Here is a 26,268-nt window from a genome sequence, read left to right on the forward strand (position 1 = left end):
CAGTAGCCCTACTCGAAAATGTCGCGGAGCTTCTGCAAGGGCGAGCGCTTCTCCTCGTTCACGTCCTCGCCCATCTCCTCGGCCAGCTCCTCCAAAAGCTCGCGCTCGCGCTTGGAGAGCTTCTTCGGCACCTCCACGGCGATGTGCGCGAACAAATCGCCGCGAGCGTCGCTTTTCAGGCGCGGCATGCCGAAGCCCTTCACGCGCACGATCTGGTCGTTCTGGCAGCCCTCGGGGATGGCAACCGTGACCTTCTCGTCCTCGTAGATGCCGTCGATTTCGATATCGGCGCCGAGCGCCGCCTGCACCATGGGAACCACGAGCTTGCAGTGCAGGTTGTCGCCGTCGCGCTCGAAGAACTCGTCGGGGGCGATGCGCACGGTGACGATGAGGTCGCCGGCCGGCGCACCCTGCATGCCCGCTTCGCCGAAGCCGTGGATGCGCAGCTGCTGGCCGTCGCGAATGCCCTTGGGGATCTCCACCGAGACGCGCTGGCGGTCGGGCACGCGGCCCTGGCCCTCGCACTCGGGACACGGGTTATCGATGACCGTGCCGGTGCCGTGGCAGGCGGGGCAGGTGCTCGCCGATTGCATGTCGCCCAAGAAGGTGTGCTGCACGGTGACGACGCGCCCGGTACCGTGACATTCCTCGCAGGTCACTTCCTTGCCGTCCTCGCCCAGGCCCGTGCCGTCGCAATCGGGACACGGCGCCAGGCGGTCGTAAACGATCTCCTTCTTCTCGCCGGTGGCCGCCTCCTTCAGCGTGATGCGGATGCCCACGCCCATGTCGCGGCCGTCCTTGCGCACTTGGCGGCCGCCCGCGGCCGCGCCGCCGAAGAAGGTGGAGAAGATGTCGCCCATGCCGCCGAAGCCGCCGCCGAACAAGTCCTCGAAATCGATGCCGACGCCGCCGTAAGGGCCGCCACCACTCGCCGCGCCGGGAATCGTGCCAAAGCGGTCGTACTGGGCCTTCTTCTGGGGGTCGGACAGCACGTCGTAGGCCTCGTTCAGCTCCTTGAACTGGTCTTCGGCATCCGGTGCCTTGTTCACGTCCGGGTGCAGCTCCCGCGCCCTATGGCGAAATGCTTTCTTGATCTCGGCTTCGGAGGCGTCGCGGGAGACGCCGAGGATTTCGTAGAGGTCCTTAGTTGCGGCCATGATAGGTGAATCTTGCCTTTCTTCGTTCGCTCTTCCGTATTCTTGGGTAACGCACGTCTACTCGCCGTGCAGCGCGCACTGGGCGGCGCGGACGGCGCGGATGGCGCGCTCGTAGTTCATGCGGGTGGGGCCGATGACGGCGACGACGCCCTCGGACTCGCCGCGCCCATAGGGGCAGGCCACGATAGAGACACCGGCGAGCTCCGAGGCGGGGTTCTCGTGCCCGATGCGCACCATGACCGGCCCCCCTTCCGCGGCGGCCTCGTCGAAGGTGTTCAGCAGCACGCGGTCGTCCTCCAGCACTTCTATGACCGGCAGCAGGGCCTTCGAATCGCTGAACTCCGGCTGGCGCAGAAGCGCCGAGACACCGAGGCTGTGGGCACGAGCGCTTTCGGACTCGCCCAAGCATTCTATGACCTCGTCGATGATGAGCTGCACGAGCGGGTCGCTGAGGGCCTCTACGGTGCCGGCGTCCATGGAGCGGCGCACGTCGCGGGCCGAGTGCCCGGCGAGCACCCGGTTCAGCAGGTTCTGGGCACTTGCCAGCTCGTCGGCGGAGACCTCGTCGGCGAAGGTGACCGTGCGGTTGACCACCTGGCCGTCCTCGGCCACCACGATGACGATGGCCTGCCAGGGCGAAAGCGACACCAGCGTGATCTGACGAATGCGGCCCGCGAGCACCGAGGGCGCCATGACAATGGACAGGCAGTTGGTGAGCCGCGCGAGGGCCGCCGAGGTGCGTTCCATGAGCGCGTCCAGCTCCGAGGCCGAGGCGCGCAGCTCGTCAACCATGGCCTGGTGCGGGCGCTCCTCCTCGGCCAATCCCGACGAGAGCAGCTCGTCGACGAAGGTGCGGTAGCCGGCGTCGGTGGGCACGCGCCCGGCAGAGGTGTGCGGCTGCTGGATGAAGCCGGCGTCTTCCAGAGCAGAGAGGTCGTTGCGCACCGTGGCGGGGCTCACGCCCAGGCGGTGCCGCTCGGTCAGGGTACGCGAGCCCACGGGGAGTGCGTACTCGATGTAGTCCTCGATCAGCGCGCGCAGCACTCTCTGGCGCCTCTCCGACAGCATATCCGCTCCTCTCGCCTTCCCGCCTCGTCCCGCGCGTCGGGCGCGGAACCTTCCGTTGTTGACGCCATTTTAGCAACCGCAAGGCGAGAGTGCTAATGGAAGCGCCCATCTCGACGCAAGCGACACACAACCGCCGACAGAAGGCGGCTGTGCCCCTGGTGCACTGCTTCTGTAAGGGCAGACCTCGGTCTGCCCTCTTCGAGAGGATCGCCCGTTCTCGAGGGGCGGTGCTTGCACCGCCCTCCCGAGAAAGAAAGATTTTCGGCGTTGAGAAGGGGCGACCAAGGTCGCCCCCTACGGAGGTGGTATGCGAAGCAGGGACGATGGGTTGGCTTACGGGGCGAGGTCGAGGAGGCGGCCGTAGAGCTCGTTGCCGCAGAGCCAGCCGGCGTCGGTGGGGCGCCAACGGCCGTCCGCGTGTTCGACCAGGCCCAGGTCGGCCAGTTCATCGAAGGCGGCGAGGACCGAGCCGCCCTCGGTCTCAAAGGCCGTTGCGGCCAACCGCGTGCCCCCACCCGTTTCGGTGCCGTCGATGACCGCCGCCGCCCGCGCCACCCGCTCGTCGGAGACGCCGCGGGCCATGCGCATGCCCAGCATGAGGCCCTCGGCGGCCATCTGCCGCGCGTCCAGATCATCCACCACCTGTCCGTCCTGCACCCGCATGCGACGCTCGGCGTTCTGGGTCATGGTAACGGCCGAGCGCCCCAGCCCCAGGTAGGGCTTGCCCGTCCAGTAGGCCGTGTTGTGGCGGCTCTCGAACCCGGGCCTCGCGTAGCTTGCCACCTCGTAGCGGTGAAAGCCCGCGTCCTCCAGGATGCGCTGAGCCTCCTCCATGGCCGCCGCTTCCGCATCCTCGTCGGGCTCGAGCATCTCGCCCCGCATAATGGCGGCATCGAAGGGCGTATGGGGTTCGATGGTCAGCGGGTACACCGACACATGGTTCGCGCCGAGGGCCACCGCCTCCCGCACGCTTTCCGCGAAGGACTCCGCGCTCTGCCCGGGAATGCCGCACATCAGGTCCACCGATACGTTCTCGAAGCGCTCCCGGGCCGCGCGCACCGCCGCCCGCGCCGCCTCGGCGTTGTGGGCGCGGCCGAGGATGCTCAGCACCTCGTCGTCGAAGGACTGCACACCAAGGGAGAGCCGGTTCACCCCGAGCGCCCAGATATCCCGCACCATGGGCGCCGTAAGACTTTCGGGGTTCGCCTCCATCGTGCACTCGACCTCGGGCTCGAGATGCATCGACATCGACAGCGCATAAAGAAGCATCGAAAGTCGTCTCATGCCGATATAGCTCGGCGTCCCCCCGCCCAGATACACCGTCTCAATGGCTCCGAGCTTCCCCTCCCTCGAGGCCCGGCGGATATCCATCACGAGCGATTCCACGTACTCGTCGATAATCGGCGAGTCCCGCTCTACCGCCGAAGTGGCGAAATCGCAGTACCCGCACCGTCTCACGCAGAACGGAATGTGCAGGTAGAGTGCCTTATAGGGATCGTAAGCCATGAGGGTCCTCTCTTTCCGACCGAGTAGTCCGACGCTAGGAGGCATTGCAACCGAGCGAGTTCCGCAGATGGTATCGAAGGCGCAGCGATGCGCGGAAAGACTGACCATGGCGCCTTCGATACCAGCGAGGACTGTCTGAGCGAATTGCGATGCCTCCTAGCGTTGGACGGACAACCCTGATGCGAGATGGACAGCAGGAAATCGGAGCGATATTGGCGCGAGACGGACAAATCACGAATGCTCCCGGGCAATCTCCAGAAGCTCGTCGAACACGGCATCGAAGTCGGCCAGGGTCGTGCAGTAGTTGATGCGCCCGCGGGCCGCGGCGGCGCCGGGCAGCCCCGCCATATACCACATGGCGTGCTTGCGCATGCGCACGATATTGCGCCCCTCGCGATGGGTGAGCAGCTCCGCATGGCGACGCGCCATGGCGATACGTTCCTCAACCGTAGGCGGTGCAGGTTCCGCCTCCCCGACAAGTGCGGCCTGCACCTGGGAGAACAGCCACGGGTTTCCCTCGGCGCCCCGGGCGATCATCACCGCGTCGCAGCCCGTCTCTGCCGCCATGCGCACGGCATCGGCACCGCTGCGGATGTCGCCGTTGCCCACGACGGGCACGGACACCGCCTCGCGCACCCGAGCGATGACGCCCCAGTCGGCACTTCCCCGGTACAGCTGCTCGGCGAACCGCCCGTGCACCGTGACCCCGTCGGCTCCGGCCTCTTCCATGAGGCACGCGAAAGCGGGCGCCGTCTCGTCGCCTTCCGCCCAGCCCCGCCGGAACTTCACCGTGACCGGATGCTCCACGGCCCTCTTCACGGCCCGCACGATGGAGGCGGCCAGCGCGGGATCCTTCATGAGCGCCGAGCCGTCCCCCTTCGACACGATCTTGCGGGCGGGACAGCCCATGTTGATGTCCAGGTAGGCCAGGCTCTCCCCCATCTCCTGCTCGATCCAGGCGGCCTGGGAGGCCATGACGTCCGGCTCGTGGCCGAACAGCTGCACGGCCACCTGGGACTCGCCGTCGGCCAGGGCCAGCAAGTGGCGCGTCTTCTCGTTGGCGAAGGAGAGCCCCTTGGCCGAGACCATCTCCGTAAAGGCCATATCCGCCCCGGCCTCGCGGCACAAGGTGCGGAAGGCGATGTCGGACACGCCGGCCATGGGCGCGAGCAGCACCCGGTATTTCCCGAAGAGCCCTTCCACGACTAAAGAATCCCGAACAGCAAAAGCCCGATGAGCACGATGAAGCCCAGCACGAACAGAAGGCAGCCGATGCCCACGAAGGTCTTGGACGTGCCGCTCATGCCCATGCGCTCCCGCTCCTCGGCGATCTTCTTCTCGTCGAAGGGATCGTTGATCCAATCGTAGTCTTCTTTTGGTTCCCTGCTCATCGGTGCTTCTTTCGACTGCTGCGTTTAACGGTGTAGAATGAGCATAGTTTAATGGATGCGCGCCGAGGACGCGTCGAGATCACAAGAAGAGGAGACGATCGTGAAGGTACTGCTCATCAACGGGAGCCCGCGCTGGAAGGGCAACACGAACCGAGCGCTGGAGGAAGCGGCCGCAGCCCTTGAGGCCGAGGGTGTGGAGACCGAGCTTGTCTGGATCGGCAACAAGGAGATCCGCGGGTGCATCGCCTGCGGCATTTGCGGCAAGACCGGCGAGAAGCGCTGCGTGTTCGCCGAGGACTGCTGCAACGAGCTCATCGCCAAGGCCGCCGAGTGCGATGGCTTCATCGTGGGGTCGCCGGTGTACTACGCCGGTATGGCCGGGTCGCTGCGGGCGCTCATGGATCGGATGTTCTACGCCGGCGGGGCGAACTTCCGCTTCAAGCCGGCCGCCGGCGTCGCCGTGGCGCGCCGGGCCGGGGCCATCGAGGCGGCCGACCAGATCAACAAGTACTTCCAGATCAACTGCCAGCCCCTCGTCTCCAGCTCCTACTGGAACCTCGCCTACGGACGCACCCCCGGCGAGGCGGAAGGCGACGGCGAGGGCTTGCACACCATGCGCGTGCTGGGCCGTAACATGGCCTGGATGCTCAAGTGCATCGAGGCCGGCCGCGCCGCGGGCATTAATGCGCCGGAGATGGAGCCCAAGGTGATGACCAACGTGGTGCGCGAGGATCTGCTAGGAGAATAGCCTCGCGCGCCGCGCACGACCCGTAGGGGGCGACCTTGGTTGTTTGTTCTGTAGGGGGCGACCTTGGTCGCCCCCTCATCAAGTGGGATGTTCGTACCTGAGGAGGGCTGACCAAGGCCAGCCCCTACGGAGAATATCCCGGCAGAGAGGCAGCTCCTATTCGTCCACCTTCAAAATGGCCATGAAGGCCTCCTGGGGCACTTCCACGTTGCCGATGGCCTTCATGCGCTTCTTGCCGGCCTTCTGCTTCTCCAGAAGCTTGCGCTTGCGGGTGATGTCGCCGCCGTAGCACTTGGCGAGCACGTCCTTGCGCTTGGCCTTCACGGTCTGGCGCGCGAGCACCCTACCTCCGATGGCCGCCTGGATGGGCACTTCGAACATCTGGCGCGGGATGATCTCCTTCAGCTTGTCGCAGAGCACGCGCCCGCGGTCGTAGGCCTTGTCCTTGTGCACGATGAACGACAGGGCGTCGATGGGCTTGCCCGACAGCAGGATGTCCAACTTCACGAGCTGCGAGGGCTTGTAGCCGTCCATCTCGTAGTCGAGGGACGCGTAGCCCTTCGTGTTCGACTTCAGCTTGTCGAAGAAGTCCAGGATGAGCTCGGACAGCGGGATCTCCCAGAGCATCTCGACGGTGGTCTGGGAGAGGTAGTTCATGGTGACGAAGTTGCCGCGGCGGCCCACGGCCAGATCCATCACAGCGCCCACGTAGTCGGGCGGGATGAGGATCTTCGCCTTCAGATAGGGCTCTTCCACGTGATCGATGGAGCCGGGGTCGGGCATCTCCTGGGGCGAGTGGAGCGACACCATCTCGCCGCCCTTGAGGTACACGTGGTACTCCACCGAGGGCGCCGTGGCCAGAAGGTCCAGCCCGAACTCGCGCTCCAACCGCTCCTTGATAACCTCCATGTGCAGAAGGCCCAGAAAGCCCACGCGGAAGCCGAAGCCGAGGGCGTGGGAGGTCTCGGGCTCCCACACGAGCGCCGGGTCGTTCAGCGACAGCTTCTCCAGCGCCTCCTTCAAAGGCTCGTACTGGTCGCCGTCGATGGGAAAGAGACCTGTGAACACCATGGGCTTCGCCTCACGGTAGCCGGGAAGCGGCTCGTTCACGCCGCCGTCGGCCACGGTGATGGTGTCGCCCACCTTCACCTGGCTCACGTCCTTGAGGCCCGTGACGAGGTAGCCCACCTCGCCCACATAAAGCGCCTCCTCGGGCACCTCCTGGGGGTGCCGCGCGCCAACCTCTTCCACGAGCGTTTCCGTGCCCGTGGCCATCATGCGGATCTTGTCGCCCTTCTTGATGTGCCCGTCGACCACGCGGATGAGGGCTACCACGCCGCGGTAGGCGTCGAAGTAGCTGTCGAAGATGAGCGCGCGCAAGGGGGCCGCCCCATCGCCCTCCGGAGCCGGGATATTGTAGACCACGGCTTCCAGAAGATCGTGGACGCCCTCGCCGGTCTTGCCCGAGGCGAGCACCGCGTCGTCGGCGGGAATGGCCAGGCCGTCCTCGATCTCGGCCTTCACGCGCTCGGGCTCCGCGGCCGGCAGGTCGATCTTGTTGATGAGCGGGATGATCTCCAAATCGGCGTTCATGGCGAGCATCGCATTGGCCACCGTCTGCGCTTCCACGCCTTGGGTGGCGTCCACCACGAGCACGGCTCCGTCGCAGGCGGCCAAGCTGCGGGAGACCTCGTAGGTGAAGTCCACGTGGCCCGGCGTGTCGATGAGGTTCAACTGGTAGGTCTCGCCGTCGTCGGCGGTGTAGCTGACGCGCACGGCCTGGCTCTTGATGGTGATGCCGCGCTCGCGCTCGATATCCATGGAGTCGAGTAGCTGGGCCTGCATGTCGCGCTTGGCCACCGTACCCGTGAGCTCCAGGATGCGGTCGGAGAGCGTGGACTTGCCGTGGTCGATGTGCGCGATGATCGAGAAGTTGCGGATATGGGAAAGCTCGTGGGTCATAATGTCTTTCTTATCGGCGGCGGTCTTACCGGGCGAGCGGGCCCGCGAGGCCCCTCTCCCCTCCCAATGTGTGCGTCTCGCGAAGATTCGGGGCCGCAAGACCACTTTCTTCGCCGCGCTCACGGGAATCTTTGGTATTCTACCGCATTGTGTATCCAGCGATACGTGCACGCGGTGATTCCACCGCCAAATCTGCAGACGTGGCTGCGCTTTAAGATTACGGTTGCTGGCGGCTTTCCGAGGCATTCGGTCTCGGGGCTGAGGAAGCGGAGAAATCCCGCCGCTTTCCGATTCGCACGATGGCCCGCAGCGGGGTATACCGCCGCGCGTTCGTGTCGTTGGATACCACCGAAGATGGGAAACGACCGAACCAGAAAGGGCTAGCATTCATGGCTAACATCAAGTCCCAGAAGAAGCGCATCATCACCAACGAGAAGCGTCGTATGCGCAACCGCGCCGTCAAGAGCGAGCTGAAGACCGCCGTCCGTCACGTCAAGGACGCCGTGGCCGAGGGCAACGGCAAGGACGCCTACGCCTTCGCCTGCGAGGCCTGCCGTCTGATGGACAAGGCCGCCTCCAAGGGCGTCATCCACAAGAACCAGGCCGCCAACCGCAAGAGCGGCATCATGCGCCTGGCCAACACCGTGGTGACCGCCGAGGATATCGCCGCTTACGAGAAGCCGGCGCCGAAGCCGCAGAAGACCGGCTCCAAGAAGGCCGAGGCCAAGGCCGCCCGCAAGGCCGCCATGGCCGCCGCTTCCGAGGAGAAGGCGAAGCGCCGCGAGAAGCAGCTGAAGGAGGAGAAGAAGGCCGCCGAGCGCAAGGCCAAGGAGGCCGAGGAGGCCGCCAAGGCCGAGGCTGAGGCTGCTGCCGCCGAGGCTGAGGAGGCTTCGGCCGAGGAGGCCGCCGAGTAGCCTGCACGACCCGCAGACTTCGCGATCCGAAGCGCCGTCCCGTTTGGGGCGGCGCTTTTTCATGGGATCAACCTGCCTACAAGACGGCGGTTTTCCGTTGCAGGAACGAACCCTTTATTTACAATAGAAAACGAGACACGAAACCGCCCGATGAGGGCCCAGCGCGGAAGGAGCCAACATGGCAGAGACGGTCGGAGCCCGCGAGCGGGGGCGCATCACGCCCGACGAGGGCGCGGTGCTGGCGGCGGAGACGGCCCGCGACGCTGACTTCGGCAAACCGGTGCTCATCTACCCCAACCTCTACCTGGTGCGCGTGCCCCTTCCCCACAACCCGCTGCACGCCCTCAACTCCTATTTCATTTTGGACGACGACGGCACCACCACCATCGTGGACGTGGGCTTCAACCATCCGGATTGCGAGCAGGCCCTAAGCGATGCCCTGGCCGCCCTCGGGCGCTCCTGGGACAAGGTGCAGGTGGTGCTCACCCATTCGCATCCCGACCACACGGGCAACCTCGACCGCATTTGGCGCGAGGGCATGCCGGTGCTCGCGAACCTGCACTCCTTCCAAGAGGTGAAGAACCTCATGGAGATGGAGGGCAACGTCTATGGTCCGCTGCTCCTTCAAGCGGCCACTTCCGAGCAGCAGCAAGACATGACCTTCGGCGAGGAGGGGCCGCGTTTGCACGTGTCGGCGGAGCTTCTGCCGCTTTCCACCTACCCGACCATGACGTATCTGGCCGATGGCGACCGCCTGAGTCTCGGCGAGTTCGAGTTCGAAGTGATCGAGACGCCGGGCCACGATCCCTGGCACATCTGCCTCTACGAGGCCGCCCACAAGATCCTCCTGTCCGGCGATCATGTTCTGGAGCGCATCACGCCGTCGGTATCGTCGTGGTTTTCTGCCTACAACGCATTGGCGGAGTTCCTGGATAGCCTTGAGAAAGTGAGGGGCTACGATGTCGATCTGGTGCTGCCGGCCCACGGCAAGCCCTTCACCGGCATGGGCGAGCGGGTCGACTTCCTCATCGAGCACCACCGCAAGCGCTTGGAGGAGATCTACGAGCTGGTGGCCGACGGTCACGACGACATCGTTCAGATTTCCCAGCATGCCACGTGGCGCTACCCCGATTGGAAGAGCTGGCCGCTCGATCAGAAGTACTTCTCCATGGGCGAGACGCTGGCGCATCTCATCTACCTTGTGCGCGAGGGCCGCATCCTGCAGGGAATCTGCGGGCATGAGTACTACTTCCGCATGCCCTACGACCGCAAGAACCTGGCCTTGGCGCCGGGGGCGGCTAGCTAGCGCTTGAGGGTTTCCACGAGCCAGCGGTAGAAGACCTCGTCGGGATCGCTGCCGCTCTTCATGGCCTGCTCGGCGTCGCGAGAAGAGGCGAGCGCTCGGCGCAGCTCCTCGGGACGCCATTGGCGCGCCCACGCGCCGTGGTTCTTCACGCGCCAGTCGGGCGCGCCGAGGGCCTTGGCGAGACCGCGCGGGTTGCCGCGACGGGCCATGGACTGGGCCGCCATGAGCTCGCGCAGCCGCGTGGTGCACAGAGCTATGAGCACATGGGGCGAGGTGCTCTCCATCTTGGATCTGAGGGCGAGACACTTTCCGAGGTTTCGCTCGGCGAAGGCGGCTGTGAAATCCCACGGCTTCACCTCGGAAGTGCGGGCTACCAGCGCGCGCACCTCGCGCTCCCCCACCCCCTCGCCGGTGCCGTGGGCCAGGGCGATCTTCTTCAGCTCGTTGTCGAGGTGCACGGTGTTCTCACCCACGAGCTCCACCAAAGCCGAGGCGGCGCCCTCGGAAAGCGTGATGCCGTGGGTGCAGGCCATGGCGCGAACGCGCTTGGGCAGCTCCCAGCTTTTGGGCGGGGCGCAGTCGATGACGGCCTTGGGACCTACGGCGGCGAGCGCCTTGTAGAGGCGCGTGTTCTTGGCGAGCTTCTCCGCCTCGCAGGCGAGCACCGTGGTGGCGCTGGGGGTGCCCAGGTAACTGACGAGCTCCTCGGCGTCGACCTTCTTCAGCTTGTCGACGTTGCGCACGTAGACGAGACGCACGGGGCTGGCGAAGGGCATGGTGTTGCATGCCGCGGCGATGGCGGCGCCCTCGGCCGACTCCCCGTCGAACTCGTCGGAGTTGAAGGCCATATCGCCCATCGTGCCCAGGCGCGCCTTGAGACGGGCGATGACCGCCTCGCGCTTGAGGGCGTCCTCTCCCACGGCCAAATAGGCGGGAAGGAGATCGGTATGTTGGCTGTCGCTCATAACCCCATTGTACCCCATCGCCCGCACTACCCCTGCCTTTGCGCGGAAACCGTGAGCGTATCTTCGGAAAACGCCACGACCACATCCCCCGCCTCGTCGCTGCAGTAGGTGGCGCATCCCGACGCGTCCAGCAGGTCGAGCACCTCCCGGGACGGATGCCCGTAGCGGTTGTGCTCCCCGACGCCGATGAGCGCCACAGCGGGCGAGAGCCGCTCGGCCAAAGAAGCATCGAGGCTCTTTTTCGAGCCGTGGTGCCCCACTTTCAGCACGTCCACACCGCCGGCTGGCAGCCTGTCGGACAGCTGACCCAGCTGCTCGGCCTCGGCATCGCCCGTGAACAGGGCCGTCCACTCCGCCGCGCCGTCGCCATCGGCGTCCCAAGAGCACAGCAGGCAGAGACTGTCTGCGTTGCCTCCGTCGTCGGCCAAACGTTCCGGCCACAGCACCGTCAGCGAGAACCGGCCACAGCGCACCGTGTCACCCAAGGAGAGCTCGACGAGGTCGTCGGCCAGTCCCTCCGCTTCCGCTGCCTCCATCAGCTCGGCGCAAGCCCGGCAACCGCAAGCGGGAAGGCCCTCGGGCACCAAGAGCGCCGCAGCCGGCGCCACATCCCCGAGCACCGGGAGCGAGCCGCAGTGGTCGTCGTCGCTGTGGGTGACGGCCACGGCGTCGAGGCGCCCCACCCGCTGGCGGGCCAAGGCGGCCTTCAACAGGGCATCCTGGTTGCCCGTGTCTATGAGCAGCACGTTTTCGCCGCTGCGCACGATAAAGGCATCGCCTTGGCCCACATCGAGCATGACGATGGCGTCGGGGGCCATGCCGAAGGGAAAACGAAGCAGACCGAGGATTAGGGCGGCGCCGGTTACCGCCGCCGTCAGGCCCCTGATGCTCACTCGCGGCCACCAGGCCCACAGTGCGAGGCAGAGCCCGCAGGAGAGTGCTGCGGCCGCCAAAGGGACGGCGTCGATGGGAAGGCACGTGCCCGAAAGCGACGCGAGGGCATCCACGACGAGGGACAGCGGCGCGCAGGCTGTGCTGGCAACGCCGATGAGCCACGGCGCGGCGACGGGAACGAGGCAGGCGGCGAGCACGGCGACGAATCCGACAAGGCATGCCAGGGCGAACAGAGGACTTGCGACCAGATTGGCCAGCGGCGACAGCAGCGGCAGCTGGGAGAAGAGCGCCGCCGCATAGGGCTGGGTCGCCAAGGCTGAGGCGCCGGTGAGAGCGATGGGGTCGCCCACGACCCTCTTCAAACGCGGATGCCCTGCGAAGGCCGAGGACAGCAGCGGGGCGAACAGGACGATCCCCAAGGTAGATCCGGCCGATAGGGCCAAGGAGACCGAGAGTGCGGCAGACGGGTCGATCCCGACGAAGAGCAAAAGGCACAGTCCCAGCGCGCTCAGGGCTGAATTGCGGCGATCGGTCCAGAGGGAGAACAACCCCGTCGCAGCCATGATCGCGGCCCGCAGCGCTGAGACGGGCATCCCGGTGAAGGCGACATAGCCAATGAGGAACAGGGCGCTCGTCAGCGCAGTTGCCCGGCGTCCGCATCTCAGCAGCCTCAGTCCTCCCGCTACGAACAGGGACACGATGGAGAGGTGCGCCCCCGATACCGCCACGAGATGGGCCAGCCCCACGGCCTTGAAGCAATCGTAGAGCCCCGATTCCTCGATGGCCGGCCGCCAACCGCACACAAGAGCCTGAAGAAGCGGTGCGTTGCCTCCCCCGTGCGCGTCGATGAGATCCAAGGCGCGTTGCCTCAGGGAGACGAAAGGGGTGCTGTCAAGCGATCTCTCCTCTGAGGGGAAATCGCTTCCGCTCACGGTGAGAGAGGCCGCCAGCCCAGCGCCCCAATAGTATTCCGCCGCAGTCTCCGAGGGCGGACGAAGCGCTCCGGCTACCGTCAGGGATTGTCCTTGGAGCAGCGCCGCATTCTCGGGCAAGTTGAGCCGCGCCCGCAGCGTACGACCATCCTCGCAGGAGAGCCGAGCCTCGGCGTGCCAGCCGAAGTCCCCCCGACGGGCATCCTCGGTGAGCTCGACGCGCCAGGCCGCCGAATCCAAACTGCGCCCTTCGGCATCCGCGAGCGCCATGGAGCCGCGAAGGGCACCGCCCCAGAAAGCGCAGAGAACCACGGAGGCCAGCACGGCGAGCGCTGCCAGAACCCCGAGCGGGACACCGCCGGCTCGGACCCCTCGCAAGATGCGAGGGGCGAGCAGTGTCGCAAGGCCGAGGGCGGTCGTTCCCGCGACAGGGAGAATTTGAGCAGGAACAAGGCGCAAGGGCGGCCAGAGCAGCGCCGTCGTCGCCCACAGAACGAGCCCCGCCACGAGCAAAGGCGGCAGGGAGGGGCGCGGCGGCCGGCTGTCGGTCTCGCCCCTCACAGGCACAGCCGATCTCGCATGGCCGAAAGCTTCTTCTCGCCGATCCCGGACACCCGCGTCAAATCGTCGATGGACTTAAACGGCCCGTTCGCCTCGCGATCAGCGATGATCTTCTCCGCCGTTGCCGCCCCGACGCCCTTCAGGGTCTCAAGCTCCTCCGCCGTGGCCGTATTGATGTTGACGAGGCCGTCGTCTCCCGAAGGAGACAGGCCGCCGGAAGCCTGCGAGCTGGAGGATGCCGTCCGATCGGCCGCGCCCGAGGATGCCGCCTGATCGTCGACGCGCGACGGGATGACGATCTGCTGACCGTCCTGCACCTCCTGGGCCAGGTTCACCGCGTCGGTCCGCGCCTCGTCGGTGGCTCCTCCTGCCGCCGTCACGGCGTCTATGACGCGACTGCCCGCCTCCAAATAGTAGACGCCCGGCGCCGCCACGCAGCCGTCCACATGGATGCAGACGCGCCTCGCCGTAGCATCGCCTCCCGCAGGGAGCACCACGTCCTCCCCGTCCGCGGCCGGCGGCGCCGGCGAGGTGACGCTGCCGCCGCCCGCCCCATCGGCTCTCGCCTCCTCCTCTCCAGCATCTTCCGCCGACTGCGCCGCCGTCTCGTCGCTCGCCGCCGTCACCTCGAAGCCACTGCCGGGCGACGTCGCGAAGGCGAAAACGGCGAGCGCGACCACGAGCGCCAGGACAAGGGCGATGGCGGCGAAGACGGGCCGGGGGACGCGGCTCAGGTGCAGTTTCTCCGCGAGCGATTCCGCGCTGTCTTGAAAGGCCATGGCTCCTCCTTCTCCCGAGTTGGGAAGAGGATACGCGCGCACGACCGTAAAAATGACGCGGGAATGTCCCGATTCGTTCCCCGCGCCGACCCCCATCACGTCCCACTTCCGTCCCCTCCGCGCTCCTCGGCGCCATCCGCAGGGGCAGACCGAGGTCTGCCCCTGCAAGGGGGAAAGGCGCGCATGACAAAAAGGGGCGACCAAGGTCGCCCCCTACGAAGGATTTGCAGCTGAAGAGCTTACGGGAACGGCTCTACTCGCGCTTCTTTGGCGGCTTGTAGGCCGGGCAGGCGTAGTCGTGGGGCTCGGCCGCATCGGCGAGGGCGCGCACCCACTCGTCAACCGGAAAAGCCGCCTCGGCCTCGCGCACCGCCTCCAGTTTCGCGTGGGTCTCGGGATTGCGCGGCATGAACAGCGTGCAGCAGTCCGGAGCGTCCATGGACGAGATCTCGAAGGTGCCCAGCTCCTGGGCCGCCTCGATGATCTCCAGCTTGTCCGAGCCGATGAGCGGCCGCAGCACCGGCAGTTCCACCGCGTCGTTCGTGGCGCGGATGTTGTCCAAGGTCTGCGAGGCCACCTGCCCTAGGCTCTCCCCGGTCACCAGCGCGCCAGCCCCTTCCCGCCGCGCCAGCTCCTCGGCCACGCGGAACATGAGGCGCCGGTACAGGATGACCCGCAGAGACGGCGGACAGGAGAGGGATATCTCGCGCTGGTAGTCGCCGAAGGGCACCACGTAGACGCGCCCGATGCAGCCGGTGCGCTCGAGCACGTGCGCGATGTCGTCCACCAGGTACTCCGAGGCATCGGAAGTCTGGGGGCGTCCCGAGAAATGGACGCCGATGGGCACGGCGCCGCGGCGGGCCATGCGCCAGGTGGCCACAGGCGAGTCGATGCCCGAGGACAGAAGGCACACCACCTTCCCCGAGGATCCCACGGGTAGGCCGCCGATCCCGCGGACGGATCGCGCGTACACGTAGGCGGTGCCCTCCACTGCCTCGACGCCCACGGTGACGTCCTGGCCCTTCATCTGCACCCGCTTCTCGGGGAACCGCTCGCAGAGCACCTCCCCGATGTCTCGGTTCATCTGCATGGAGTCGATGGGGAACACCGTGTGGTTGCGCCGCGCGGACACCTTGAAGGAGGAGAAGGGCTCCGCCTCGGCCAGGGCGATGCAGGCAGCGCGCCCCATGACCTCGATGTCCAGGTCGCATTTGAAGCCGCAGGATGCGCGGGCCACGCCGGGCACGCCCAGAATGGCATCGGTGCACTGGTTGGCCACCTCAAGCGTGGTTCCCTCCCGCAAAAAAACGAGCAGGCGGCCGGAGATGCGGTGGATGGTGACAACGGGATACGCGCCAAGAAGCGCCTCCAGGTTCTTCTGAAGGCGCTTCTCGAATACTCCGCGGTTGCGTCCCTTGAGCCCGATCTCGTGATAGTGCACGAGAATGATTCTCTGGAACTCTTCCATTTAGTGGTTTTTCACGTCGATCGACTCAGGATCGTACGAAACCTCGCCACGGGCGATCTCGTTGAAGGCCATGGACAAAGGCTTCGTGTCGGCGGCGCGGGCGATTTCCACGGCCGTCTGCAGCTGGATGGCGCGATCGCGCTGGCCGCGCATCATGTCGTTGATGTCGTGGGCGCGCTTGGAAGCCAGCGCGCACAGAAGGAAACGGTCGTTGTCGGTGCGGTCAAGCAGGACGTCGATCTTCGGTTCGATAATGCTCATAGGGCGGATATCCTCTTACTGTTGCTCGGCGATTTCGTTGACGTAAGCGACGAGCTGGCGAGTGGCCTCGTCCAAATCGTCGTTCACAAGCCGATAATCATACTCCATTTTCTGGGAAAGTTCCACCAGAGCGGTGCGCATGCGCATATCCACCACGTCATCGGTCTCGGTGCCGCGCCCGCGCAGGCGCCGCTCCAGCTCCTCGAGCGAGGGAGGCTCGATGAACACGAGGTGCGCCTCGGGCATCTTCTCGCGCACCTGGAGCGCTCCTTGAACCTCGATCTCGAGAACGACCTGGCGTCCCGCCGCCATCTCGCGCTCCACCGAGGCGCGCGGAGTGCCGTAGCAGTTGCCGGAGTACTCGGCCCATTCCAGAAAGCCGCCCTCCTCCGCCAGGCTCAAGAACTCCTCCTTCGTGAGGAAGTAATAGCTGACGCCCTCCTCCTCACCGGGACGAGGGCGCCTTGTGGTGGCGGAGACGGACAACCAAGCGTCGGGCACTTCCTCGAGAAGACGCGCGATGAGCGTTCCCTTGCCGGTCCCGGACGGACCGCTTACGACGAAGAGGTTTCCGTGTCTCATGAATTCCTTTGTGACGTTGACGTTCTACTTGGACAGGCGCGCAAGCAGAGCCTCGCGCTGACGCTCGCCGATACCGCGAATGCGGCGGCTCTCGGCGATCTGCAGCTCCCTCATGATGCGCTCGGCCTTGGCCTTGCCGTAGCCTGGCAGCGTCTCGATGAGCGTGGAAATCTTCATACGGCCCACGACAGGGTCGTCGCGCATATCGAGAACCTGAGCGACGGTGAGCTTGCCCGTCTTCAGCTCTTCTCGTACCTCCGCCCGCTTGATGCGTGCGGCCTTTGCCTTTTCAAGCGCTTCAGCGCGGGCCTCGGGGCTGAGTTGGGGAATTGCCATTTCTGTTCTCCTTCCAGTTCGGGCTGAGGGCATAGTACCACGCATTGATGAGGAATCAACACCTAATTTACTCGGAATCAATAAATGCGGCATTTTTTCCTAATTATCGGCTATACACGGGCCTTATTCAGGGATAAAACGCTTTGGAGCTACTCCAGTTCCGCGGCGATGGCCTCGAAGGCCGCCACGGGATCGGGCGCCTCGGTGATGGGCCGGCCCACCACGATGTGGGAGGCACCGTTCGCGAAGGCCTGGGCGGGCGTTGCCACGCGGCTCTGGTCTCCCAGGGCGGCGCCGGCCGGGCGCACGCCGGGAGTGACGATGAAGGCGTCGGGCCCCAAGATCTCGCGCAAGGCAGCCGCCTCCTGGGGCGAGGCCACCACGCCGGAGATGCCCGCCTCCTTGGCCTGGGCCGCGAGGGCCGCCACCTGCTCGGGCAGGGGCCGGGCGACGCCCGTGGCCGCAAGAGCCTCGGGGCTCATGGAGGTGAGCACCGTGATGCCGAGGGTCGCCGGCACGTCCCCGCCGTACTCCGCCGCGCCCTCCTCGGCGCCGCGCTGACCCGCTTCCATCATGGCGGTGCCGCCCACGGTGTGCATGGTGAGCATATCGGCCCCGCTGGCCGCTGCCGAGCGCGCCGCGCCCTGTACCTGATGCGGGATGTCGTGGAACTTCAGGTCGAGGAACACGTTGAAGCCGCGGCGCTTGAACATCTTCACGATGGCCGGGCCCTCCGCGTAGTACAGCGTCATGCCGATCTTGAGCCACTTCGCGTGGCCCTCCAGCTTGTCGGCCAGGGCTATGGCCTCCCAGGCGTCGCAGTCGAGCGCCACGATGACGCGGTCGCGAGCGGGAACGGAATCGAAGGCGGTTAGCATTGCAGGGCTCCTATCAGCTCGTTGACGTCTTTGACGCCCTGGGATTCGCAGTAGTCGATGATGCCGTCGATGACATCCACGGTGGCGGTGGGATTGACAAAGTTCGCCGTGCCCACGGCCACGGCGGTGGCGCCGGCCAGCATGAACTCCACGGCGTCCTCACCGGTCGCGATGCCGCCCATGCCGAGCACCGGCACGGAAACGGCCTGAGCCACCTGCCACACCATGCGCAGGGCCACGGGCTTCACGGCCGGCCCCGAATAGCCGCCCACCACGCGCGCCAGCTTCGGGCGGCGGGTGCGGGCGTCCACGGCCATGCCGAGCAGCGTGTTGATGAGCGAGATGCCGTCGGCTCCAGCGGCCTCGGCGGCCCTCGCGATCTCGGTGATATCGGTGACGTTCGGCGTGAGCTTCACGATGAGCGGGCGCTTCGTGGCGGCGCGGCACAGTGACACCACCTTCTCAACGCTGGGCACATGGCAGCCCATGGTCATGCCGCCGGCGTCCACGTTGGGGCACGAGATGTTCACCTCGTAGGCGGCCACGGGGGCCTCCTCCAAGGCCTCGATGACGGCCACGTACTCGTCGAAGCTGTGGCCGGAGACGTTCACCATGGCCGTGGCGCCGATCTCAGCGAGCCATGGCAGCTCGATGTCCTTCAAGTGCGCGACGCCGGGGTTCTGGAGGCCGATGGAGTTCAACATGCCCGAAGCCGTCTCGGCAATACGGGGGCTCGCGTTGCCCTCCCAACCGTTCAAGGACACGCCCTTGGTGGTGACGGCGCCGAGGGCCGCCACATCCACGAAGTCGTGGTACTCCATGCCGGCGCCGAAGGTGCCCGAGGCCACGGTGACCGGGTTCTTCATGGCCATGCCGCCGAGGTTCACGGACAGGTTGACGCTCGTCTCTTTTGGTTTGCGCTGCATTACCACACCACCTCGCTCGCAGGAAACACCGGGCCGTCCACGCAGGCGCGGCGCTTGCCGTCCACCGTATCGACCACGCAGGACAGGCACGCCCCCACGCCGCAGGCCATGCGCCTCTCCATAGACACCTCGCAGAACACGCCGGCGGCCTCGGCCATGCCGGCCACGATCTTCATGAGGGGCTCCGGCCCGCAGCAGGCCACGTAGTCGTAGGGGGCGCCTTCCGCCGCGGCGGCCGCCAGGGCCTCTTCCACGAGCGGCGTACAGAAGCCGGCGCGGCCGTAGGTGCCGTCATCGGTGGAACAGGCCGGCTCGCACCCGAGCACGGCCCCGTAGCGCTCGCGGGCCACCAGCGCGTCGATGGTGGAGGCGCCGAGGATGGCGTCGGTGGCAACGCCCGCCGCTGTCAGCTCCTCGACCAAGGGATACAACGGCGCGCTTCCCACGCCGCCGGCCACAATGAGCGCGCGCTTGCAGCCCTCGGGCGGCTGCCAGCCGCGACCGATGGGGCCGATCATCTCCACCGTGTCGCCGATCGCGAGCTCTGTCATGTGTTCAGTGCCGAAGCCGAGCACCTGGTACATCATGTCCACCGTGCCCGCCTCCGCATCGGCCGCGTACACGCCGAAAGGGCGCCGCAGGATGTGGGCCTCCATGCCCGGCACCTTCACGTGCACGAACTGCCCCGGCCGCGCCGTCGCCGCGATTTCCGGCGCGCGCACGGTCATGAGCCAGATGTTGCACCCCATCTCTTCGTTCACCAGAATGGGCGCGTTCTCGTTGCAAAGCGTCATAGGCTCTCCTGTCGCGTCGGCGGAAAAGTGCATTTGGTGATATTCTAACGCATGGTAAATCGATTATCGAATTCGATACGTCGCAACGAGCAGAAATCCTTGGAGATTTGCATGGAGGAACAGCCTCTTGCTTTGCTACTCCTCCGATAAGCTTAGAACTACAGCTCTTGCAAAGGCGCCACATCCAGCTCGCCGGCACGGGCGGCTTGCATGCCGGCTATGAGGGCTTGGGCGGCGGCCAGGGTGGTGGCGTAGGTGATGCCGTGGCGCACGGCGGCGCGGCGCAGCTCGTAGCCGTCGTCGCGGGTGGCCACGCCGAGCGGGGTGTTGATCATGAGCGAGATCTCCCCGGCGGCAATGGCGTCCACCACCGAGCTTTTCCCCTCGTGGATCTTGCCGGTCACCTCGCAGGGCACGCCTGAGGCGCGCAGCACGGCCGCGGTGCCCTCGGTAGCTAGAAGCGAGAAGCCGAGGCGCACAAGTTCCCGGGCGATGAAGGCCACGGCGCGCTTGTCCTGGTCGTTCACGGAGATGAAGGCCATGCCGCCCTCAGGCTCGGCGTAGTCGATGGCCATCTGGGTCTTCATATAGGCCGCCGGGAAACTTTCCGCGATGCCCATTACCTCGCCGGTGGAGCGCATTTCCGGCCCCAAGAGCGCATCGGCCCCCGGGAAGCGGCCGAAGGGCATGACAGCCTCCTTCACGAAGTAGCGGCCCGGCTTCGCGAAATGCTCGGGAAGCTTCAGCGCGGCCAGCTTCTCCCCCGCCATGATGCGGCTGGCGAGCTTCGCTAAGGGCACGCCCGTGGCCTTCGAGATGAAGGGCACCGTGCGGCTCGCCCGCGGGTTGGCCTCGATGACGTAGACGACCCCGTCCTTCACGGCGAACTGGATGTTCACCAGACCGCGCACGCCCAGGGCCAGGGCGATCTTGCGGGCGACGCTCGCCATCTCGTCCTGCACCTTCGCCGACAGCGAGAAGGGCGGCAGGCAGCAGGCCGAGTCGCCCGAGTGGATGCCGGCCATCTCGATGTGCTCCAGGATGCCGCCGATGTACACGTCCTCGCCGTCGCACAGGGCGTCCAGGTCGCATTCCACGGCGCCTTCCAGGAACTTGTCCAGATACACGGGGTGGTCCGGGGAAACGGCGGTCGCCTCGGCCACATAGCGCGCGAGCCCCGCGTCGTCGTAGACGATGCCCATGCCCCGGCCGCCGAGCACGTAGCTGGGGCGCACGAGCAAGGGATAGCCGATCTCGCGGGCAGCAGAGCGGGCCTCTTCCAGCCCCGAGGTCATGGCCGAGCGTGGGTAGGCGATGTCGAGCGAGTCGAGCAGCGCGGCGAACCGGTCGCGATCCTCGGCCAGATCGATGGCATCCGGGCTCGTGCCCATGATGGGCACTCCGGCCTCTTCCAAAGCGCGGGCCAGCTTCAGCGGCGTCTGTCCACCGAGGGTGACCACCACGCCATCGGGGTCGGTCGCGTCCACCACATCCATGACGTCCTCGTAGGTGAGCGGCTCGAAGAACAGCATGTCGGAGGTGTCGTAGTCGGTGGAGACCGTCTCGGGGTTGCAGTTCACCATGATGGTCTCGTACCCGGCGTCGGCCAGCGCGTAGCTGGCGTGCACGCAGCAGTAGTCGAACTCAATGCCCTGGCCGATGCGGTTGGGGCCGGCGCCCAGGATGAGCGCCCGCGGACGCGTCTTCTCCGCCACCTCCGACTCGTCAGCGTCGTAGGTCTTGGAATGGTAGGCGGTCTTCGTGGGGAACTCCGCCGCGCAGGTGTCCACGGTCTTGAAGGCCGGGCGCACGCCAAGAATCTTGCGGCAGGCGCGCACCGTGCGCTCGTCGGAGCCGGAGAGCACGGCGATCTCGGCGTCGGAGAGCCCGTAGCGCTTCGCTATTTGGAAGGCCTCGGCGTCCATATCCTCCAGGGCGCACCCGTGCAGGGCCTCCTGCACGGCGACCATGTCGGCCATGCGATTGCAGAAGAACATGTCGATAGCCGTGCGCTCGTGCAGCTCTTCCGCGCTCATGCCGCGGCGCAGGGCCTCGGCCGCCAAGAAGATGCGCTCGGCCGTGGGGCGCGAGAGCGCGGCGAAGAGTTCCTCGTCGGTCAACGCCGTCTCCTCCCCCTTCCCGTCGGCCCCGAAGCCGGCGCGGCCCGTCTCCAGGGAACGCAGGGCCTTGCCGAGGGACTCCTCGAAAGTGCGGCCGACGGCCATGACCTCGCCCACGGCCTTCATACGGGTCGTGAGCGTGTCGTCGGCGCCTTGGAACTTCTCGAAGGCGAAGCGCGGGGCCTTCACGACGCAGTAGTCGATGGTCGGCTCGAAGCAGGCCGGCGTGGTGCCGGTCATGTCGTTCACGATCTCGTCCAAGGTGTAGCCCACGGCCAGGCGCGCCGCCGCCTTCGCGATGGGAAATCCCGTGGCCTTGCTGGCCAGGGCCGAGGAGCGCGACACGCGGGGATTCATCTCGATGATTACCATGCGGCCCGTCTCAGGGTGCACGGCGAACTGCACGTTGGAGCCGCCCGTGGCAACGCCCACGCACTCGAGTACTGCGAGCGACGCGGCGCGCATGCGCTGGTATTCCAGGTCGGTCAAGGTCTGGGCCGGGGCCACGGTGATGGAGTCGCCGGTGTGCACGCCCATGGGGTCCAAATTCTCGATGGAGCACACGATGATGCCGTTGCCGGCCGCGTCGCGCATGACCTCCATCTCGTATTCCTTCCAGCCCTCGATGGACTCCTCCACCAGCACCTCGCTGGCCGGCGAGAGCTCCAGGCCCTGGGAGACGATGCGCACGAGCTCGTCCGCATCGCGCGCGATGCCGCCGCCGGCGCCGCCCATGGTGAACGACGGGCGCAGCACCACGGGGTACCCGAGCTCCTCGGCGATGGCGAGCGCGTCTTCCACGGAGTAGGCGTAGCCGGCCCGCGAGACCTCGATGCCGAGGTCGGCCATGCACTCATTGAAGAGTTTGCGGTCCTCGCCGCGCTCGATGACGTCCACATCGCAGCCGATGAGCTCCACGCCATAGCGTTCGAGCACGCCAGATTTGGCCAGTTCCACGGCCGTGTTCAGGCCCGTCTGGCCGCCGAGGGTGGGCAGGCACGCATCGGGCCGCTCCTTCGCGATGACCTTTTCCACGAAGGCCTGCGTGATGGGCTCCACATAGGTGGCGTCGGCCAGCTCCGGGTCGGTCATGATGGTGGCCGGGTTCGAGTTCACGAGAATGACCCGGTAGCCCTCCTCGCGCAACACCTTGCAGGCCTGGGCGCCGGAGTAGTCGAACTCGCAGGCCTGGCCGATGACGATGGGGCCGCTTCCGATAACGAGAATGCTCTTGATGTCCTCGCGCTTGGGCATTTACGCCACCTCCCCTTCCGTGTCAGCTCCGAACTTCCAACCGGACAGGCGGTCGGTTGCGATGTCGATATCCAGGTAGTCCTCGCGTCCCTCCATGAGGCGCGCGAAAGCGGTGAACAGGTAGTGGGCGTCGGTGGGGCCGGGCGCCGCCTCCGGGTGGTACTGCACGCTGAAGGCGGGCACGTCAAGGAAAGCGAAGCCCTCGGCGGTGCCGTCGTCCAGGTTCACATGGGTGAGCCGGATGCATCCGAAGCGCTCGTTGGCCACAACGGGGGCAATGCCGCGCCGGCCCCACTCGCGCAAGTCTTCAACGTGCTCGGTCGCGCCGCCGGAAAGCTCTGGCACGAGCGCGCCGAGGCTCTGGAAGCGGGGGCAGAAGCCGTGGTTCTGGGCCGTCACTTCCACGCGGCCGGTCAGCAGGTTCTGCACCGGGTGGTTACCGCCGTGGTGCCCGAACTTCAGCTTGTCGATTTCCGCGCCGGCGGCCTTGGCCATCATCTGGTGCCCCAGGCAGATGCCGAACAGCGGCACGCGACCCAGCAGCTTCTCGGCCTGGCGGTAGGTCTCCGTGACTGCCTCCGGGTCGCCCGGGCCGTTGGAGAGGAAGACGCCGTCGGGGCTCATCGCCAGCACCTCTTCGGCCGGAGTGTCCCAGGGCACGACGGTGAGCTCGCAGCCCGAGGCCACCAGCCCGTCCAAGATGGAGCGCTTCACGCCGCAGTGGTAGACGACCACCTTGAAGCGGGGCTCGGCCGGGGCGGCCAGGGCGAAGCCATGGGAAGCGGGCAGGTTCGCGGCGGTGTAGGAGTAGGCGCCGTCGCAGGACACGTCGGCGGCCAGGTTCACGCCTACTAGCGACGGGCTTCGGCGCACCTTCTCGAGCAGCGAGGCGACATCCGCGTCCGTGGTGGAAACGACGGCCCGCTGGGCGCCATGGTCGCGGATGTGGCGCACGAGCGCACGGGTGTCGATGCCCTCGATGGCCACGACGCCCTCGCGCGCGAGGTAGTCGCCCAGGCTCTCCTCGCTGCGCCAGCTGGAGGGCGTGGGGCACAGGTCGCGCACCACGAGCGCCCGCAGGGCCGGCCTCTCCGCCTGGGCGTCGTCGGCGTTCACTCCGTAGTTGCCCACCTGCGGGTAGGTCAGCGCCACGATCTGCCCCGCGTAGGAGGGGTCGGTGACGATTTCCAGATAGCCCTCCAGAGAGGTGTTGAAGCAGATCTCCCCGAACGCCTCGCCGGGCGCGCCGCAGGAGGTACCGGCGAACACCGCGCCGTCCTCCAGCACGAGCAGCGCCGGCACGGCCGCCGGTTTCGACGTGGCCGCCCGCATCTTCTCCGCAATCTTGCTCAAAGCATCCGTCCTTTCCGCGACTCGCTCATTTTCGTCTCACGTGCTCCCGGCTCCTTGCCGTCCCTGCGTCTCCGCACTCTCGCGAAAGCACGGTCCGCCCCTCGGCAGCGCCCGCAAAAAAAGCGCTCCCGCCTTGGACGGGAGCGCTTACAAGCACACAAGATGAAGTTCGCTCATCGCACCTTGCCGGTCTCTCGGTACCGTCCGTTAAAGGTCGTTTTTGAGCATAAGGCACCTTGCTAGGTATGCATCTGCACAAAAATAAGCGGCCGAAGACGACAGCCGAATGGCACCGCGAGGGCTCCGAAACGTCGTGGCCTATGAAGGCCTGCGGTCGACGACCACAGCCAGAGATTTTCCGGAGAAGGCGATGCCGTAGCGCAGGCTGCCCGCCGTAGACGGAGCGCCCGCGCCGCCCCTGGCCGTGTCCGCGTCGTAGGCCCGCGCCTCTATCTGGGCCAGAGCCTCGGTGGCCAGCACCTGAAGGTGGGACGCGTCGGCCCCGTGCTCGAACTTCAGCTCCAGGGTGACCGCCGGTAGCCCCGCCCGCTCGGGAGCCAGCCGGATGTCGAAGCGCCCGCGCCCCGCCTCGCGATTCGAGGCCGGGTTCCCGTAACCGGGTACCCCGAACAGAAGGCCCACCAAAAGCATGTGGTAGCTGTTTTCGCTCGTAAGGTCATAGAAGCTCGCCGAGTTCAGCAGCACGTCCTCCAGCTCCTCGGCGAGCAGGCCGGCGTCCCCGTCGACAAGCGCGCGGTGAAGGTCGATGAGGCAGTCGCGACCGCCGGCGATCTGCGCGAAACGGTCGATAATCTCGCTACGGTACAACGACGCGATCTCCAAATTGGGAATGCGCAGCCGCCGCACGACGTCCTTCGAATTGGGCTGCTCCGTATCGTCGGTGGTCAGATAGCCGGCAAGGTACAAAAGCGACCAAAGGGCCTCGGGGCGGGCATCCAAATCGCCGAACACCACCGACAAATCGAGGGCGGCCTCCACCGACCCGCCCGCCTTAAGCAGCTCGTACACCTTCCGCATCAGACGCGCGTCTCCCCCGCGCACCATAGCGGCGATGGGCGCGTTCGAAGACGTGTTGCCCCAATAGGGCGCGCACTCGCAATCGTTGTCGAAGTAGTTGAGCACGCTCCAAGGGTTGTACACATCCACCGAGCCGAAGCGGTAGCCGTCGTACCATTGGCGCATCTCGGGGAAGTGAGCGGACTGGCCCAGGTAGTTAGCGAGCGCGCGCACCTCGTCTTCCGTGAAGCCGTAGCGCTCGTCGTACTTGGCGTTGAGGGAGGTGTTCACCACCAAGTTGTTCAAATCAGAGAAAATGGACTCTTTCGAGATGCGCTGCACGCCCGTGAGGCACGCGAAGGCCAGGGCCTGCCCTCCGTCCTTCAAGGCCGCCGTAAGCCATCCTTTGAGAAACGAGACCATCTCGTCGTAGTACCCGTTGTCCCGAGCCGCCATGACCGGCGCGTCGTACTCGTCAATGAGGACGACGGGGCGACGCCCATGGTGCTTGAAAAGCAGACGAGTGAGGTTGATGAGGGACGACTCGATGTCTCCGTCCGCCGCCTCCCATCCCGCAACACGATCGAAATAGGCGCGCTCTTGTTCGTTCAGCTCGGCGCTGTCGGACAAGTATCCGTGACGGATGTATTCCCATACGATCAGCTGGTTCAGGGCGCCCCAAGCATCTTCCCAGCACTGTTTCTTCACCGGATTGAAGCTGATGTAGATAACGGGATAAGCGCCCTGATGCTCGCGATAGCGACCGTCGTCGGCGTCCCAAATGGAAAGGCCCTCGAAGAGATAGGCGGCGTCCTCGGCGTTCGGGTCGCTCGCCGGGGGAATCTCGAAGAACGACTTGAGCATGGTCATGTTCAGCGACTTGCCGAAACGGCGCGGGCGGCAGAACAGCGTGACGGCGGCAGAACTGTTGAGAACGTCGGCGATGAGCAGAGACTTGTCGATGACCACCGACTCCTGCACTGCTGTGGCGAACCCGTCGCGCCCGATGGGCAGACGCCGACGGCCGGACAGGTCGGACAGGCGCACGTCGCCCTCGCGATAGATGCCGTTCTCGTAGGTGCCCGTCATGGTGCGG

At 66.2% G+C, this 26,268-nt stretch carries 22 protein-coding genes; 3 read left to right on the forward strand and 19 right to left on the reverse strand.

What is annotated here, in order from left to right:
* Positions 1–8: 8 nt before the first annotated feature.
* From dnaJ to ACYVRU_RS00620, 5 genes are all read right to left on the reverse strand, one after another.
* Positions 9–1,157: a molecular chaperone DnaJ gene (gene dnaJ / locus ACYVRU_RS00600; protein WP_161127251.1), complete on the reverse strand. Its 1,149-nt coding sequence runs from the start codon at positions 1,155–1,157 to the stop codon at positions 9–11.
* A gap of 57 nt (positions 1,158–1,214) precedes the next feature.
* Positions 1,215–2,225, reverse strand: a complete 1,011-nt coding sequence (gene hrcA, locus ACYVRU_RS00605) for a heat-inducible transcriptional repressor HrcA (RefSeq protein ID WP_302233772.1) — start codon at positions 2,223–2,225, stop codon at positions 1,215–1,217.
* 333 nt (positions 2,226–2,558) lie between these two features.
* A complete protein-coding gene (hemW, locus tag ACYVRU_RS00610; protein WP_461185589.1) occupies positions 2,559–3,731 on the reverse strand; it encodes a radical SAM family heme chaperone HemW in 1,173 nt (390 codons plus the stop codon).
* Between the two features lie 231 nt (positions 3,732–3,962).
* Positions 3,963–4,934 carry a tRNA dihydrouridine synthase DusB gene (dusB, locus tag ACYVRU_RS00615; RefSeq protein ID WP_302404521.1) on the reverse strand — a complete coding sequence of 324 codons (972 nt, stop codon included), beginning with the start codon at positions 4,932–4,934 and terminating at the stop codon, positions 3,963–3,965.
* Between the two features lie 2 nt (positions 4,935–4,936).
* Positions 4,937–5,122, reverse strand: coding sequence for a hypothetical protein (locus ACYVRU_RS00620; protein WP_022739942.1), 186 nt, complete (start codon positions 5,120–5,122; stop codon positions 4,937–4,939).
* Between the two features lie 100 nt (positions 5,123–5,222).
* Here ACYVRU_RS00620 and ACYVRU_RS00625 point away from each other — a divergent pair, with 100 nt between their 5' ends.
* Positions 5,223–5,870, forward strand: coding sequence for a flavodoxin family protein (locus tag ACYVRU_RS00625; RefSeq protein WP_302404519.1), 648 nt, complete (start codon positions 5,223–5,225; stop codon positions 5,868–5,870).
* A gap of 156 nt (positions 5,871–6,026) precedes the next feature.
* On the opposite strand, the gene lepA is transcribed toward ACYVRU_RS00625, so the two are convergent.
* Positions 6,027–7,832 carry a translation elongation factor 4 gene (gene lepA, locus ACYVRU_RS00630; protein ID WP_173112944.1) on the reverse strand — a complete coding sequence of 602 codons (1,806 nt, stop codon included), beginning with the start codon at positions 7,830–7,832 and terminating at the stop codon, positions 6,027–6,029.
* 389 nt (positions 7,833–8,221) lie between these two features.
* On the opposite strand from lepA, the gene rpsT reads away from it, so the two are divergent.
* Entirely contained in the window at positions 8,222–8,746 is a 525-nt protein-coding gene (gene rpsT / locus ACYVRU_RS00635; RefSeq protein ID WP_022739946.1) for a 30S ribosomal protein S20, read from the forward strand.
* A 178-nt stretch (positions 8,747–8,924) separates the two neighbouring features.
* Complete coding sequence (locus ACYVRU_RS00640; protein WP_417177971.1) at positions 8,925–10,052, forward strand: MBL fold metallo-hydrolase; 1,128 nt, start codon at positions 8,925–8,927, stop codon at positions 10,050–10,052.
* Here ACYVRU_RS00640 and holA read toward each other — a convergent pair.
* From holA to ACYVRU_RS00705, 13 genes are all read right to left on the reverse strand, one after another.
* Positions 10,049–11,017: a DNA polymerase III subunit delta gene (holA, locus tag ACYVRU_RS00645; RefSeq protein WP_461185590.1), complete on the reverse strand. Its 969-nt coding sequence runs from the start codon at positions 11,015–11,017 to the stop codon at positions 10,049–10,051. The genes ACYVRU_RS00640 and holA overlap by 4 nt on opposite strands.
* Before the next feature lie 26 nt (positions 11,018–11,043).
* A complete protein-coding gene (locus tag ACYVRU_RS00650) occupies positions 11,044–13,404 on the reverse strand; it encodes a DNA internalization-related competence protein ComEC/Rec2 (RefSeq protein ID WP_461185591.1) in 2,361 nt (786 codons plus the stop codon).
* The gene (locus tag ACYVRU_RS00655) at positions 13,401–14,183 is read right to left on the reverse strand and encodes a helix-hairpin-helix domain-containing protein (protein ID WP_417177968.1); all 783 of its coding nucleotides are present in this window, start codon (positions 14,181–14,183) and stop codon (positions 13,401–13,403) included. The genes ACYVRU_RS00650 and ACYVRU_RS00655 overlap by 4 nt, the downstream gene beginning before the upstream one ends.
* 253 nt (positions 14,184–14,436) lie before the next feature.
* Positions 14,437–15,651, reverse strand: a complete 1,215-nt coding sequence (thiI, locus tag ACYVRU_RS00660; RefSeq protein ID WP_114539036.1) for a tRNA uracil 4-sulfurtransferase ThiI — start codon at positions 15,649–15,651, stop codon at positions 14,437–14,439.
* The gene (locus tag ACYVRU_RS00665; protein ID WP_022739952.1) at positions 15,652–15,912 is read right to left on the reverse strand and encodes a DNA-directed RNA polymerase subunit omega; all 261 of its coding nucleotides are present in this window, start codon (positions 15,910–15,912) and stop codon (positions 15,652–15,654) included.
* A gap of 15 nt (positions 15,913–15,927) precedes the next feature.
* The gene (gene gmk, locus ACYVRU_RS00670; protein WP_461185592.1) at positions 15,928–16,494 is read right to left on the reverse strand and encodes a guanylate kinase; all 567 of its coding nucleotides are present in this window, start codon (positions 16,492–16,494) and stop codon (positions 15,928–15,930) included.
* 24 nt (positions 16,495–16,518) lie between these two features.
* Complete coding sequence (gene mihF, locus ACYVRU_RS00675; RefSeq protein WP_114539035.1) at positions 16,519–16,830, reverse strand: integration host factor, actinobacterial type; 312 nt, start codon at positions 16,828–16,830, stop codon at positions 16,519–16,521.
* 149 nt (positions 16,831–16,979) lie between these two features.
* Entirely contained in the window at positions 16,980–17,708 is a 729-nt protein-coding gene (pyrF, locus tag ACYVRU_RS00680) for an orotidine-5'-phosphate decarboxylase (RefSeq protein WP_157011650.1), read from the reverse strand.
* Positions 17,702–18,634 carry a dihydroorotate dehydrogenase gene (locus ACYVRU_RS00685; protein WP_461185593.1) on the reverse strand — a complete coding sequence of 311 codons (933 nt, stop codon included), beginning with the start codon at positions 18,632–18,634 and terminating at the stop codon, positions 17,702–17,704. Before ACYVRU_RS00685 ends, pyrF begins: the two co-directional genes overlap by 7 nt.
* Complete coding sequence (locus ACYVRU_RS00690; protein WP_461185594.1) at positions 18,634–19,428, reverse strand: dihydroorotate dehydrogenase electron transfer subunit; 795 nt, start codon at positions 19,426–19,428, stop codon at positions 18,634–18,636. The genes ACYVRU_RS00685 and ACYVRU_RS00690 overlap by 1 nt, the downstream gene beginning before the upstream one ends.
* Before the next feature lie 158 nt (positions 19,429–19,586).
* Positions 19,587–22,802, reverse strand: a complete 3,216-nt coding sequence (gene carB, locus ACYVRU_RS00695; protein ID WP_461185595.1) for a carbamoyl-phosphate synthase large subunit — start codon at positions 22,800–22,802, stop codon at positions 19,587–19,589.
* Entirely contained in the window at positions 22,803–24,155 is a 1,353-nt protein-coding gene (gene carA / locus ACYVRU_RS00700; RefSeq protein ID WP_461185596.1) for a glutamine-hydrolyzing carbamoyl-phosphate synthase small subunit, read from the reverse strand.
* A gap of 318 nt (positions 24,156–24,473) precedes the next feature.
* A complete protein-coding gene (locus tag ACYVRU_RS00705; RefSeq protein ID WP_461185597.1) occupies positions 24,474–26,261 on the reverse strand; it encodes an AAA family ATPase in 1,788 nt (595 codons plus the stop codon).
* Between the last annotated feature and the right edge of the window lie 7 nt (positions 26,262–26,268).

This window comes from Adlercreutzia sp. CNCM I-6216 (assembly GCF_977113345.1).